Source organism: Salmonella sp. SAL4457 (assembly GCF_046548235.1).
In the GTDB taxonomy this organism is placed as follows: domain Bacteria; phylum Pseudomonadota; class Gammaproteobacteria; order Enterobacterales; family Enterobacteriaceae; genus Salmonella; species Salmonella enterica.
In genome coordinates, this window is sequence record NZ_JBGDZO010000001.1 from 330,784 (window position 1) to 344,518 (window position 13,735).

A 13,735-nucleotide genomic window follows, 5' to 3' on the forward strand; every position below is an offset into this window, starting at 1 on the left:
ATCGTCGCCCTCCTGCTTTATCACACCGTCGGGAAAATTAAATCGAGCGCCTGCAGAGAGTCTTCCCAGTCGGCCCGTTCAAAAATGCCTTGCTGTAAAAACGCTTCCAGTTGCGGCCATAAGGTAATGGCTTTATCGAGCATCGGATCGCTGCCTTTGGCATAGGCGCCGACGCTGACCAGATCGCGGTTACGCTGGAAACTGGAAAGCAACTGTTTAAATAGCCGTACCCGCGCATAGTGCTGCTCGGTAATGAGCGCGGTCATCGCCCGGCTGATTGACGCCTCGATATCAATGGCCGGATAGTGCCCGGCCTCCGCCAGACGGCGGGACAAGACAATGTGCCCGTCGAGGATTGCGCGTGCCGAGTCGGCAATGGGATCTTGTTGGTCGTCCCCCTCGGTCAACACGGTATAAAACGCGGTGATAGAGCCACCGCCGTGGATGCCATTACCGGCACGCTCGACCAGCGCCGGCAGCTTTGCGAACACCGAGGGCGGATAACCTTTGGTGGCTGGCGGTTCGCCGATTGCCAGCGCAATCTCACGCTGCGCCATTGCATAGCGCGTCAGCGAATCCATAATCAGCAACACATGCTGTCCGCGATCGCGAAAGTCTTCGGCGATGCGGGTGGCATAGGCGGCGCCCTGCATTCGCAGCAGCGGCGAGACATCCGCCGGGGCGGCGATCACCACCGAACGCGCGCGACCGTCGGGGCCGAGAATATTTTCGATAAAATCTTTAACTTCGCGGCCACGTTCGCCGATAAGTCCCACGACAATCACGTCCGCCCGCGTGTAGCGCGCCATCATGCCAAGCAGAACCGATTTACCAACGCCGGAACCGGCAAAGAGTCCCATACGCTGACCGCGCCCTACGGTTAACAACGCGTTGATAGCGCGTACGCCGGTATCCAGCACATGTTCGATTGGCGTTCGCTGTAGCGGGTTAAACGGCGGCGTGATTAACGCGCCGGTTTCCAGCGTATCCGGCGCAGGCAGTCCGTCGAGCGGTTTACCGCCGCCATCCAGCACCCGACCAAGCAGGGCCGGGCCGAGCGGTAGCTGTTTGCCGCTTTGCAGACCGTCGCCATGCCCGTTACGGGCGTAAACGCGGGCACCGGGCAGAATGCCTTCGACCTCTTCCAGCGGCATTAAAAACAGACGCTGGCCGTTAAAACCGACGACTTCCGATTCCACCTCTTTGGTTTCAGGGCCGTCCTGGCGCTCAATAATGCAGGTGGCGCCCAGCGGAAGCTGGAGACCGGTGGCCTCCAGTACCAGGCCAGTGGCGCGGGTTAAACGTCCATAACGACGCACCGCCGGCAATAAAGCCATTTTGGCTTCAAAGTTGTCGAGCGCGGTAAGCCAGCGGGTCAGGCGCGTGGTCATCAGAGCACTCCCGGCGCCGCCAGGCGACACAACTCTTGCCAGCGAGTAGCGACGCTGGCGTCCAGATCGCCCTCATCGGCAGAGACTTTACACCCGCCGTGATGCAACGTTGGATCGCCGCGTAACCGCCATCCGTGAAGACTGAGCGTGGCGCCCAGCATCTCTTCCACCCGCTGTAAGTCGTCCGGATGCACGCGCAACTGCGGCTTGCCGCTAAAGAGCGGCTCTTGCTGCAACAGTTGTTGGATCTGTTTAATCAGCGCCGAGTTGTCCACCGCCGGCGTTTGGCCGATGACCTGACGTGCGGCCTCCAGGGCCATTTGCATCAGCCGTGAGGCGATAACGCTATCGAGCGCGTCAAGCGTGTTCTGAAACTCGCTCACTAACTGCTGCATACGGGCATGAATCGGCGCCTGCTGCGTCTGCGCCTGGGCTTGTCCTTGCTCCAGCCCCTGCGCTAACCCTTCCTGGTATCCCTGCGCGTGTCCTTTTTGCCGTCCCTCCGCCAGCCCGGCATTATAACCTTGTTCATGGGCCTGTATTTTTAGCTGCGCCAGCTCCTGCTCCAGCTGCTGTTCTGCAGTGAGTTCGGGCTCCGGCGTATCGTCTGTCAAGGTCACGTTATCAGCCTCAACCGGCACAAACGTCTCCGGCGGCGGGGCGAGATCGTCGGGGGTCCAGACTTGCCACGGCAATTCATTAGACATAGGTATCCTCGCCGCTGCCAATCACCATTTCGCCGGTTTCCGCCAGACGACGCACAATAAGCAGAATCGCTTTCTGCTCGTTTTCCACCTGAGACAGACGAACCGGGCCACGGTTGGCAAGGTCGTCGCGCAGGATATCGGCGGCGCGCTGGGACATATTGCGCAGGAACTTCTCGCGTAATGGCGGTTCGGCGCCTTTCAGAGCGATCAGCAGCGATTCGGAATCCACTTCCTGCAGCAGACGCTGGATACTGCGATCGTCCACATCCACCAGATTTTCGAACAGGAACATCTCGTCGATGATTTTCTGCGCCAGTTCGCCGTCGAATTCGCGCACAGCGGTAATAACCGCTTCTTCCTGCTGCGTTTTCATCAGGTTGATAATTTCCGCCGCGGTTCTTACGCCGCCCATTTTGCTGCGTTTCAGGTTCTGACCGTCGAGCAGGCCATTCAGCACTTCGGTCAACTCCGCCAGCGCCGCCGGCTGTACGCCGCCAAATGTCGCGATACGCAGCATCACATCATGACGCAGTCGTTCGTCAAACAGCGCCAGAATATCGGCGGCCTGACTGCGTTTAAGGTGGACCAGAATGGTGGCGATAATCTGCGGGTGTTCGTCGCGAATCAGGTCGGCGGCGCTCTGCGGTTCCATAAAGTTGAGCGTTTCGATACCGCTGGTGGTATCGCGCGTTTCCAGAATATCTTCCAGCAGGCTGGAGGCGCGTTCTTCGCCCAGCGCTTTAACCAGTACGGAGCGCAGGTATTCGTTGGCGTTGATATTCAGCGCGGCGAACTGCTCCGCTTCTTGCTCAAACTCTGATAGTACGTCCGTCAGTTGTTTGTTGGAGATCTGACGCACGTTAGCCATCGCCGTACTTAACGCCTGTACTTCGCGGGTTGAGAGGTGTTTAAACACCTCTGCCGCCCGGTCTTCGCCAATGGTCATCAACAAAATGACGCTTTTATCGGTACCGCTAAGATTACTCATGATCGTTACTCATCCACTGGCGAATGACCAGCGCCACAACGCGCGGATCGTTGTCTGACATTTCGCGAATACGCTGGCTCATCACCTCAGCGCCCAGACGCTGGTTAGCCCGGCGTTGCTGGAGCTGCTCGTCTTTGCTAAGGCGTACTTCCACGGCTTCTTCGGTTTCCTGGCGAACCTGCGCCTGCTCCTGCGCCGCTTTCGCTTCTTCAACGCGGCGCGTCAACTGCGGACGTACCGCTTTGCGCCACAGAATCCAGGCCACCACCAGCACCAGCAACCAGCGACCTGCCGCGAGCAACTGATCGATAAAGGACTGCTGTTGCCAGAAGGGCAGTTCGCCGCCGGTGTTATCCACTGCGCTAAACGGTGAATTCACCACGTTTAGCGTATCGCCGCGTTTATCAGAAAAACCCATCGCCTCACGGGTTAGATCCTCGATCTGTTTCATCTGATCGGCGGTTAATGGCAGCGGTTTGCCATCCGCCAGCGTTTTGTAATTCACCACGACGGCCACGGAGAGACGCTCAATATCGCCCACATTCATTTTGGTGTGACGAATGGTGCGGTCCACTTCGTAGTTACTGGTTTCATTACGCTGCGTATTGCGCGGGCCAGCACTGTTACTGTTGGTACTGGTGCTGGTTTGTGGCGTATTCTGCGCGTTTTGTTGATTGGTCGGCGGCGTGGCGATCGGCGCCTCGTTAGGCGGCGCTGGTTGGTTCGACAGCGCGCCAGGCACACCGCCGGGATAGCCCGCGCCTACCTGTTCGCTAATATTCAACTGACGTGAACGCAGAGTGGCCTTCGACGCATCGCCGTTCGGGCTGTAGTGCTCTTCCGTCTGTTCTTTATTGGCAAAATCCAACTGGGCGGTTACCTGAGCGTGAACATTACCGTTCCCGACGATAGGCGACAGAATGGCTTCGATACGGCGTTGGATGCGGCTTTCCACATCATTAGCAAATTTTAATTGCGCGTCATTAAGGTCGCGACCGCTGGTATTGGATTGCGTGAGCAGATGACCGGATTGATCGACCAGAGTGACGTTTCCTGGCGGCAAACCGGCGACAGCGCTGGAAACCAGATGTACCACGGCGCTAATTTGTCCTTCATCCAGCGCCCGTCCCGGTTCCAGTGTGACGGTGACGGAGGCGGAAGGGGATTTTTGTTCCCGCACAAATAGCGACGGCTTTGGCATCGCAAGGTGAACGCGGGCGCTTTTTACCGGCCCCAGCGTCTCGATCGTCCGGGCCAGTTCACCTTCCAGCGCGCGCTGATAATTCACCTGCTCGCTGAACTGACTGATACCGAATTTTTCCTGATCAAGCAGTTCAAAGCCTACCGCGCCGCCTTTAGGCAGCCCCTGCTGCGCCAGACGCAGACGCAGTTCATGCACTTTGTCGGCGGGCACTTCAATCGCGCCGCTGCCATTGGCAAAGCGATAGGGGATATTCATCTGGGTCAACTGCGCGACGATCGCGCCGCCGTCCTGATCGGAAAGGTTGCTAAATAGCGTGCGGTAATCGGGCGTTTTGGCCCACAGCACCATCGCAACGACGATCGCCACGGCAGCGGAACCCGCCACAATTAACGGAATTCGGGGATTCGCGCGTAGGCGATTAAGCCACTCGAGAGGTTTAGGTTGGGTTGCAGTCGATGCAGTCGCACTCATCTCGCACCTCGTGACTGATCGTGGACGGCGTTTTTTGCAAAGTGGAACAAGACTCACTCCCGGGTCAGCAAACTCGAAAAATTGACGGTCTCATTATTTGTGGTTTCGAATTTTTCTATGCGCTAAAAACCGAGGTTTTTTATCGTTATTTAACGCCTTTATCTTATTGACAAACTGGTAATCTCTGCTGCGTAAAAAATCATCCAGGGGAATAGCATGGCAGCAATACAGGGGATTGAAGGGGTTATTAGCCAGTTACAGGCGACGGCGATGGCCGCGCGCGGGCAAGACACGCACTCGCAGTCGACGGTGAGTTTTGCCGGCCAGCTACATGCTGCGCTGGATCGTATTAGCGACAGACAAGCGGCGGCGCGCGTTCAGGCGGAAAAATTCACTCTGGGTGAGCCGGGCATTGCGCTTAATGACGTGATGGCCGATATGCAAAAAGCGTCCGTCTCCATGCAAATGGGGATTCAGGTGCGCAACAAGCTGGTCGCCGCGTATCAGGAAGTCATGTCCATGCAGGTTTAAGCCAGGGCTGACAACCCATCCGCAGCGAACTCCCGGGCGCTTACCTACGTCAGCGGCGGGGGACGCGACGCCCATGCAACCAGTGCGTGATTATGTGGGCTTATTTTTGCGAGACGCGCTCATTTTATTGATAAGCGGGTTGCACATTGTTGCAGGGATTTATTAAAAATAGGGTACGCCTGTTTACTAACGCCATTCATTCCTACTATTCGTTCTGATGCTATTGTCATTGAGTTTGCAATCCAGAATGTTCCTGCAATATATGCGCCGTTGCGATAATACACGGTAAATTCTTTATTAATGCCTGGAATATCTGTTTCATGGAGATCCAGTATATACCCATACGGGGACAGATTATCAGCGAGACAGCGGGCAATGGCGCTCGGATGTGCATTGACCACTGTGACGGGTGAGTAACGGGCAGCGGCAAGACAGACGACTCCAATAATGGAGATGAAAATAATTTTTATCATTTTTTTGGCTTCTGCTGTGCATAAATAAATCATCACCTGATAATGTCAGTGAGTAAAAATATAAATACCTGATAGTCTTTTATGACGTAGAGGGAAAATAATAATTATTTTATGTTTTGCTTAAAATAGTCATGGGTTTTTCATCGGCTCAAACAAAATTAAAACGGTATACGTTATATAATAGATTTATGCCACGGCGCACAAGACGACCTTGTCTGATTTCTTTTATGCGTTTTAGATTTTTGCCGGTTATGCCGTAAAAAGGTCTCCCGCCGTAACGTACAGCGGGAGTATGCGCTTATTTTTGAATCAGATAACGAATTGTCGGGCCATCCTGTTGGATATCCAGCACCGTATAGCCATGATTGCGCGCATCCAGTGGAATATTATTAATGGACTGCGGACAGTCGCTCACCACTTCCAGGATCTCACCTTTTTTTAGCTGCGGCATCGCTTCCAGAGTGGCGACCGCCGGGTACGGGCAAGGTTCGCCAACCATATCCAGACGGTAATCAGGGACGATATTTTTCATACAGATTCCTTAGCAGGCGTCAGCCCCGCACGGCGGAAAAAACGTTTTTCCCAGCCGATAATTAACATCAGCGCGGTAAATAACAACAGGTAGGTGACCAGCAGACCGCCCAGCGGACCAAAGGTATTCAGCAGGTTAACTTTATCCCAACTGGTCGCCAGAGCGGGCGCGAAATCATCCCAGTAGTAAGCCAGGATGGTCGAACCGATGACATTGCCGAGGCCCACCCACCAGTAATGCACCTGGCCTTCTACGGCGCGGTACATCCAGCCGGTTTCGCAGCCGCCCGCCAGCACGATGCCAAAACCGAACAGCAGTCCGCCAATGACCGCATTCGGGCCAGCCCACATAATTTTAGGTGCAACGCCCAACTGCACGTAGCTGAAAATACCAATAGCGCTGACCGCCATGCCGAAAATAATCGCTTTCGCCATATGGGCGCGTCCGGAGATCCACAGATCGCGAAAGGCCGAGGTAAAGCAGATTTGCGCGCGCTCGATCAGCAGCCCAAATCCGACGCCGAACAGCATCGCCAGCCCCAGTTTCGGCTGATGCATTGCCGTTAATAACGCCCAGCCAATCATGCCGATAAAGACCAGCATACCGAGCCTGAAACGCCGTCTTGCCTGATCCGGTTTCTGCGTCAGTGGCGAAGCCGCGGAGACCTTTTGCATTTTCACCGGTATGCGAAATATCGGCAGCAACGTAAAGCGGGCGCCGAACCAGGAGCCGATAGCGGTCGCCAGCGCAAAGAACCACGCGTGTAGGGAGAACTGCGGGATCCCGGTAAAAAAGGCGGCCAGGTTACACCCCATCGCCAGACGCGCGCCGAAGCCAGCGATAATGCCTCCGGCCACCGCCTGTACGATACGGATTCGGCTGCGCGGCATACGCAGTTTTACGTTGTTGGCCCACAGCGCCGCGGCGAAACAGCCGCCGAACATGCCGAGGATCATCATGCCGTCGATACGCGTCAGCGGCGTACCTTCCAGATGAATCAGCTTGTAGTAGCCCCACTGTTCGGCATGAACGCCAAAAAGCTGCAAAATTTGCCCGCCCCAGCGGGTAAATTCGCCCGTCACGGCCCAAAACGTGCCGGTGATGCCAAAATAGTAGGTAGAGAGAATACCGGCTGCGATCACCGCAGGGGCCGGCGCCCAGAATTTAATTAACCAGGTTTGCTTGAAGTGTTGCCATGACATGTGTTTAGCCTCTGAACTCAGAAGGTGTGAAACAAGAAGTGCGCATACTACACCGATCACAGAATTTGCCTACACCTAATAAGCGGTAATACCGACTGGATCAAATTGCGGCCAGCGCCTGGAAAGGCTGGCGGCGTCAGGGCTTTAATGCCACAATTCCTCTTTCTTCTGATGCAGGATGAATGATGAAAAAAGTAGCGATCGTTGGCGCATTGCTGGTTCTGGCCGGATGCGCCGAGGTGGAAAACTATAATGATGTGGTGAAAACGCCCGCGCCGGCCGGTCTGGAAGGGTACTGGCAGTCAAAAGGCCCGCAACGTAAGCTGGTGAGCCCTGAAGCTATCGCCAGCCTGGTGGTGACTAAAGAAGGCGATACGCTGGACTGCCGCCAGTGGCAGCGCGTTATTGCTCTGCCGGGCAAGCTGACCATGCTCTCCGATGACTTAACCAATGTTACGGTTAAGCGTGAGCTCTATGAAATTGAGCGCGACGGGAATACTCTGGAATATGATGGCATGACGCTGCAACGGGTCGCTCGTCCGACGCCGGAGTGCGCCGCCGCGTTAGAAAAAACGCCGCTGCCGACGCCGCTGCCGTAATTTCGCTTCCCGGCAGCGCTCTGCCGCCGGGAACGCTCATCATACGTCCTCAATGACCCACACGCTGACGCTGCCTGCGTTGCAGAAGAACGTCGCTTCGCCTTGATCATTAGTTACAACATGCTCACTGCGGTTTCCCAGAAAATCACGCCAGGTCTTGTTAGCGTAATTGTCGCCGAGCAGGAGGGTTTTTTCACCGTCGTCGCCATTGGAAAGTACAACCACACAGCCTGGATTCTCTTCAGTACCGCTGCGACTAAAGGCGATACAGTTAGGATGATCGAAAAAGAGTGTTTGTATACCGTGCGCAAAACGCTGACGAGCGAGGATCAGCCGATCCAGTTGGTTAATCACCGGCATGTCGACCCGACAGGTCTCGCCATTTTCGCCGCTATCTTCATAGCTGGCGCCGTATAAATCGGGATAAAACACTGACGGTACGCCGTTTTCACGAAGCAGGATCAGCGCATAGGCCAATGGTTTGAACCAGGGTTCTACCGGCGCTTCCAGCGCCTGTAACGGTTGTGTATCGTGGTTAGCGACCAGCGTCACCGCATGAAAAGGGTCGGCTTCTACCAGCGTGCCGGTGAAAATGTGGCGCATGTCATACTCCGCGCCCTGGCGCGAGGCCTCGTGAAATTTCATCTGCAACGGCGCGTCGAACAGCATGGTTTTCCCGTCGACCTGATCGATGTACGTTTGCAATTTATCCACTTCATGCGACCAGTATTCTGCGACAATAAACAGCGGTTTTGGTGCAACCGCCTGTACATGCTCAATCCATTCTTTATAAAACCAGGCGGGTATATGTTTTACCGCGTCCAGGCGAAAGCCGTCACAGTGGGTTTGTTCCATGACCCAACGAGCCCAATATTTAATCTCCTCCGTAACCGCGTGATTGCGAAAATCGATATTTTCACCCATCAGATAGTCGAAATTACCCATCTCATCATCAACCTGATCGTTCCAGCCATCGCCGGTATAGTCATTGACGATCTTAAAAATGCCGTCTTCGTCGGGATTCTCGATATGATCAATGCCGCTGAAACAGTGATAGTCCCAAATAAAGTTGGAATACTGGCCCGCGCGGGCAGGGAAGGTGTAGCGCGTCCAGCCTTCGCATTCAATGATGTTGTCATCGATTTGCGTGCGGTCATCCTGATTCACGCGCTGAACGCGGATACGTTCTTTTTCGTCTGCGCCCATTTTGTGGTTCACGACGACGTCGAGCAGCACCGCAATATTATTTTTTTTGAGCGCGTCTATCGCCGTCAGTAACTGGCGTTTATCGCCGTACTTTGTCGCGATAGTTCCTTTTTGGTCAAATTCGCCGAGGTCAAACAGGTCGTAGCTATCATAGCCTACGGAATAGCCGCCGGAGGCGCCTTTACAGGCGGGCGGTAGCCAGACCATATTGATACCGATATCATTCAGCCCATCAGCACGTTCCGCCAGCTCAGACCAGAGTTTACCGCCGTCGGGATAATACCAGTGGAAGTACTGCAATAACGTGGGGTTTTTCATCTTCCGTGCTCCAGAAGTCGTTTAGCCGACCTCTGGAGTATGGAAGAATTTTCATACGAGACGGGAAAATATTATGAGGCGCCAGGCGCATCTGGCACGAGTAACATACCGGAAAGACGCCCATAAGCGTTGTTGAGTGATTTTTGGCGGGTGGATTGTCCGATCAAACTACTCAGTTCATCCAGTCGCTGTTGCAGCAGCCCTTTCAGGAGCTGCTCATTATCCAGCGTTTGTTTGATGTATCCGGCGACCATATCCTGAATACTTCGCGTAATGCCCGGTGGAGTTTGCTTTTCCATCACCGTTTCAATACTTTGCAGATAGGAGACCTCTTGTTGCAGTAAGAGATCCCATTCACCTCGCTGCGCAAGTTCAAGCAGCGATTGACTGAGCAGCGCAATACGCTGCCAACGGTTGATAAACTCCACGGTTGAGGTCATTAACGAGACTCCTGGAAAGATGCTTTCGGTGAAATCTGTTTCCAGGCTTCTGCAATATTGCTGAGTAACCCTTCCACTTCTTCGATGGCCTGAGCGTCGTTACGCAAATTAGCCTGCAGTAAACGGCGAATCATATAGTCGTATAGCTCGGAAAGATTCGTCGCAATCTCACCGCCTTTTTCCTGATCGAGGCCGGCTTTCAGCCCGTTATCGATAATATTGATGGCTTTGCTTAACGCTTCACCTTTCGCGACAACATCGCCTTGTTCTAAAAACAGGCGAGCGCGCACCAGAGCGCTATTCGCGCCATCAAACAACATTTCAATCAACTGATGTGGGCTGGCGCTCATCACGGCGCTTTCCACGCTGACTTGCGCATAAGCTTTGATACCGCTCGCGGTGTACATGGTGACCTCTGTTATCAGGACTTGTTCATAGCTGTAAATTGCTGGGTCAAATAACTACTGGTGTTATTCAGCTTACTCATCATGGTATCCAGTTGGGTAAACTGGGCCTTGTAACGGGCAACGGTTTCATCGATGCTGTTGCTAACGGACAGGTACTGTTTTGTCAGGCTTTTCAGCGTGGCGTTAACGTTGTCCTGCGCATTATCAATAATGCCGTCATCCGCCAGATAACTTTTCACTTCGGTGGCAATTTTGGTGGTGATACCCGTTTCTTTACCATCGCCTACCAACAGCTCACGCGCTGCGGCTGTGTTATCTTTCAGTACTTTGGTCAGCTTATCATCATCAATCTTCAGTTTGCCGGAAGTCCCATCCTGGGTGATGCCAATTTCCGCCATTGTTTTGAACGCAGAATTACTGCCGCTATTGGCAAATTGTGCCCGAATCCCGGTCTGGATAGTACGAACCACACTATCGCCTAACAGCGCGCCGTTTTTATCGCTGGCTTCTTCGCCCGGCTCAACGGCGGTATATTTGGTTAACGAGCTAAAGGTATCCACCAGCGAGTTATAGGCATCCACCCAGGATTTAATCGCCTCTTTCGCCTTGGTATCATCTTTCGTTACCGTCACGGTCGCGTCGGTCACTTTCTTGGTCAGGGTGAGCGTAATTCCCTGAGGGGCGTCGGTTACGGTATTGCTCTGACGCTCAATGTCGATGCCGTTTACGTTCAGCTTCGCGTTTTCTGCTTTCACCAGCTCTTGCATATTGCCGGTATTGGTGGTGCTGTCATAAGCGAGTAGATCGTTAAGTTTTGTATCGCCTTCCACCGTGATCTTCATCGTATTGTCGGTACCGCTATTGGCGGTAAGCACCAACTGGAATTCGTTCTCTTTGACCTTAACGATGCTGGCGGCGATACCGCTGTCGGCGTCATTGATGGCGTCACGGATCGCCTCCATGGAGGTGTCGCCTTTATCCAGCTTAATTTCCAGCGGCTCTTTACGTCCCGGCTGTTCAATTTTAATTGTCCGGGACGTGACCGACGCATCGCCCAACTGCTCTTTGGTGGTTGCGAAGGTGGTTTTTGTCGCCAGCGACTGCGCGGCGGCAAGCTGGGTTACGCTAATCTTATAAGTCCCTGCGGCAGCGCCTGCGGTAGTACTGACTTTGAGGTCCTCTGTCGTGCTGGACGCCACGGTAGACTTAAATAAATCCGCTTTATTTAACGCGGTATTTGCCGTCTGGAATTTTTCTAATGCGCTTTTCAATGTGCCATAGGCGGTTAGCTTTGCCGAATTCGCGCTCTGCTGTTTGGTAATTGGCGTTAAGCGTCCTTTTTCGTTCTTTGTCAGGTCTGTCAACAACTGGTCTAACGGTAAGTTTGATCCCACACCTAATGATGAAATTGAAGCCATGCCTTCTTCCTTTTTGATTGCAAACAGTAGTTAAGCGCGTTATCGGCAATCTGGAGGCAAAGTTTAATGATAATTTTGCAAAAATAATGCGCGGAATAATGATGCATAAAGCGGCTATTTCGCCGCCTAAGAAAAAGATCGGGGGAAGTGAAAAATTTTCTAAAGTTCGAAATTCAGGTGCCGATACAAGGGTTACGGTGAGAAACCGTGGGCAACAGCCCAATAACATCAAGTTGTAATTGATAAGGAAAAGATCATGGCACAAGTCATTAATACAAACAGCCTGTCGCTGTTGACCCAGAATAACCTGAACAAATCCCAGTCCGCTCTGGGCACCGCTATCGAGCGTCTGTCTTCCGGTCTGCGTATCAACAGCGCGAAAGACGATGCGGCAGGTCAGGCGATTGCTAACCGTTTCACCGCGAACATCAAAGGTCTGACTCAGGCTTCCCGTAACGCTAACGACGGTATCTCCATTGCGCAGACCACTGAAGGCGCGCTGAACGAAATCAACAACAACCTGCAGCGTGTGCGTGAACTGGCGGTTCAGTCTGCTAACGGTACTAACTCCCAGTCTGACCTTGACTCTATCCAGGCTGAAATCACCCAGCGTCTGAACGAAATCGACCGTGTATCCGGTCAGACTCAGTTCAACGGCGTGAAAGTCCTGGCGCAGGACAACACCCTGACCATCCAGGTTGGTGCCAACGACGGTGAAACTATTGATATTGATTTAAAAGAAATTAGCTCTAAAACACTGGGACTTGATAAGCTTAATGTCCAGGATGCCTACACCCCGAAAGAAACTGCTGTAACCGTTGATAAAACTACCTATAAAAATGGTACAGATACTATTACAGCCCAGAGCAATACTGATATCCAAACTGCAATTGGCGGTGGTGCAACGGGGGTTACTGGGGCTGATATCAAATTTAAAGATGGTCAATACTATTTAGATGTTAAAGGCGGTGCTTCTGCTGGTGTTTATAAAGCCACTTATGATGAAACTACAAAGAAAGTTAATATTGATACGACTGATAAAACTCCGTTAGCAACTGCGGAAGCTACAGCTATTCGGGGAACGGCCACTATAACCCACAACCAAATTGCTGAAGTAACAAAAGAGGGTGTTGATACGACCACAGTTGCGGCTCAACTTGCTGCTGCAGGGGTTACTGGTGCCGATAAGGACAATACTAGCCTTGTAAAACTATCGTTTGAGGATAAAAACGGTAAGGTTATTGATGGTGGCTATGCAGTGAAAATGGGCGACGATTTCTATGCCGCTACATATGATGAGAAAACAGGTACAATTACTGCTAAAACAACCACTTATACAGATGGTGCTGGCGTTGCTCAAACTGGAGCTGTGAAATTTGGTGGCGCAAATGGTAAATCTGAAGTTGTTACTGCTACCGATGGTAAAACTTACTTAGCAAGCGACCTTGACAAACATAACTTCAGAACAGGCGGTGAGCTTAAAGAGGTTAATACAGATAAGACTGAAAACCCACTGCAGAAAATTGATGCTGCCTTGGCACAGGTTGATACACTTCGTTCTGACCTGGGTGCGGTACAGAACCGTTTCAACTCCGCTATCACCAACCTGGGCAATACCGTAAATAACCTGTCTTCTGCCCGTAGCCGTATCGAAGATTCCGACTACGCGACCGAAGTCTCCAACATGTCTCGCGCGCAGATTCTGCAGCAGGCCGGTACCTCCGTTCTGGCGCAGGCTAACCAGGTTCCGCAAAACGTCCTCTCTTTACTGCGTTAATCCGGCGATTGATTCACCGACACGTGGTACACAATCAAGGCAGCGAAAGCTGCCTTTTTTAATTCTGGAGC

At 53.0% G+C, this 13,735-nt stretch carries 14 protein-coding genes; 3 read left to right on the forward strand and 11 right to left on the reverse strand.

From position 1 onward, the window contains the following. Window positions 1–20: 20 nt before the first annotated feature. The 4 genes from fliI to fliF are packed head-to-tail and all read right to left on the reverse strand — an operon-like array spanning window position 21 to window position 4,761. Entirely contained in the window at window positions 21–1,391 is a 1,371-nt protein-coding gene (gene fliI / locus ACLJNW_RS01735) for a flagellar protein export ATPase FliI (protein WP_000213257.1), read from the reverse strand. Next, window positions 1,391–2,098, reverse strand: a complete 708-nt coding sequence (fliH, locus tag ACLJNW_RS01740) for a flagellar assembly protein FliH (protein WP_000064158.1) — start codon at window positions 2,096–2,098, stop codon at window positions 1,391–1,393. The genes fliI and fliH overlap by 1 nt, the downstream gene beginning before the upstream one ends. Continuing rightward, window positions 2,091–3,086, reverse strand: a complete 996-nt coding sequence (fliG, locus tag ACLJNW_RS01745) for a flagellar motor switch protein FliG (RefSeq protein WP_000067735.1) — start codon at window positions 3,084–3,086, stop codon at window positions 2,091–2,093. The genes fliH and fliG overlap by 8 nt, the downstream gene beginning before the upstream one ends. Continuing rightward, a complete protein-coding gene (fliF, locus tag ACLJNW_RS01750) occupies window positions 3,079–4,761 on the reverse strand; it encodes a flagellar basal-body MS-ring/collar protein FliF (RefSeq protein WP_001276832.1) in 1,683 nt (560 codons plus the stop codon). Before fliF ends, fliG begins: the two co-directional genes overlap by 8 nt. A gap of 216 nt (window positions 4,762–4,977) precedes the next feature. Here fliF and fliE point away from each other — a divergent pair, with 216 nt between their 5' ends. Beyond that, entirely contained in the window at window positions 4,978–5,292 is a 315-nt protein-coding gene (gene fliE / locus ACLJNW_RS01755) for a flagellar hook-basal body complex protein FliE (protein ID WP_000719036.1), read from the forward strand. Between the two features lie 119 nt (window positions 5,293–5,411). Here the strand turns inward: fliE and ACLJNW_RS01760 are convergent, their stop codons facing one another. From ACLJNW_RS01760 to yedE, 3 genes are all read right to left on the reverse strand, one after another. After that, window positions 5,412–5,798, reverse strand: coding sequence for a hypothetical protein (locus tag ACLJNW_RS01760; protein ID WP_000639596.1), 387 nt, complete (start codon window positions 5,796–5,798; stop codon window positions 5,412–5,414). 265 nt (window positions 5,799–6,063) lie between these two features. Continuing rightward, window positions 6,064–6,297 (reverse strand): sulfurtransferase-like selenium metabolism protein YedF, encoded by a 234-nt coding sequence (gene yedF / locus ACLJNW_RS01765; RefSeq protein WP_000790504.1) that lies wholly within the window; start codon window positions 6,295–6,297, stop codon window positions 6,064–6,066. Next, entirely contained in the window at window positions 6,294–7,499 is a 1,206-nt protein-coding gene (gene yedE, locus ACLJNW_RS01770) for a selenium metabolism membrane protein YedE/FdhT (RefSeq protein WP_001535233.1), read from the reverse strand. Before yedE ends, yedF begins: the two co-directional genes overlap by 4 nt. Window positions 7,500–7,684: 185 nt before the next feature. On the opposite strand from yedE, the gene yedD reads away from it, so the two are divergent. Next, window positions 7,685–8,098 carry a lipoprotein YedD gene (gene yedD / locus ACLJNW_RS01775; RefSeq protein ID WP_000754694.1) on the forward strand — a complete coding sequence of 138 codons (414 nt, stop codon included), beginning with the start codon at window positions 7,685–7,687 and terminating at the stop codon, window positions 8,096–8,098. A gap of 39 nt (window positions 8,099–8,137) precedes the next feature. On the opposite strand, the gene amyA is transcribed toward yedD, so the two are convergent. From amyA to fliD, 4 genes are all read right to left on the reverse strand, one after another. Beyond that, window positions 8,138–9,622, reverse strand: coding sequence for an alpha-amylase (gene amyA, locus ACLJNW_RS01780; RefSeq protein ID WP_023204182.1), 1,485 nt, complete (start codon window positions 9,620–9,622; stop codon window positions 8,138–8,140). Between the two features lie 71 nt (window positions 9,623–9,693). Continuing rightward, window positions 9,694–10,062, reverse strand: a complete 369-nt coding sequence (fliT, locus tag ACLJNW_RS01785) for a flagella biosynthesis regulatory protein FliT (protein ID WP_000204899.1) — start codon at window positions 10,060–10,062, stop codon at window positions 9,694–9,696. Then, the gene (gene fliS / locus ACLJNW_RS01790; protein WP_000287764.1) at window positions 10,062–10,469 is read right to left on the reverse strand and encodes a flagellar export chaperone FliS; all 408 of its coding nucleotides are present in this window, start codon (window positions 10,467–10,469) and stop codon (window positions 10,062–10,064) included. The genes fliT and fliS overlap by 1 nt, the downstream gene beginning before the upstream one ends. A 14-nt stretch (window positions 10,470–10,483) precedes the next feature. Continuing rightward, window positions 10,484–11,887 carry a flagellar filament capping protein FliD gene (gene fliD / locus ACLJNW_RS01795; RefSeq protein ID WP_023204636.1) on the reverse strand — a complete coding sequence of 468 codons (1,404 nt, stop codon included), beginning with the start codon at window positions 11,885–11,887 and terminating at the stop codon, window positions 10,484–10,486. 256 nt (window positions 11,888–12,143) lie between these two features. Between fliD and ACLJNW_RS01800 the strand changes: the two genes are divergently transcribed. Next, entirely contained in the window at window positions 12,144–13,664 is a 1,521-nt protein-coding gene (locus ACLJNW_RS01800; RefSeq protein WP_020438185.1) for a FliC/FljB family flagellin, read from the forward strand. Window positions 13,665–13,735 lie beyond the last annotated feature (71 nt).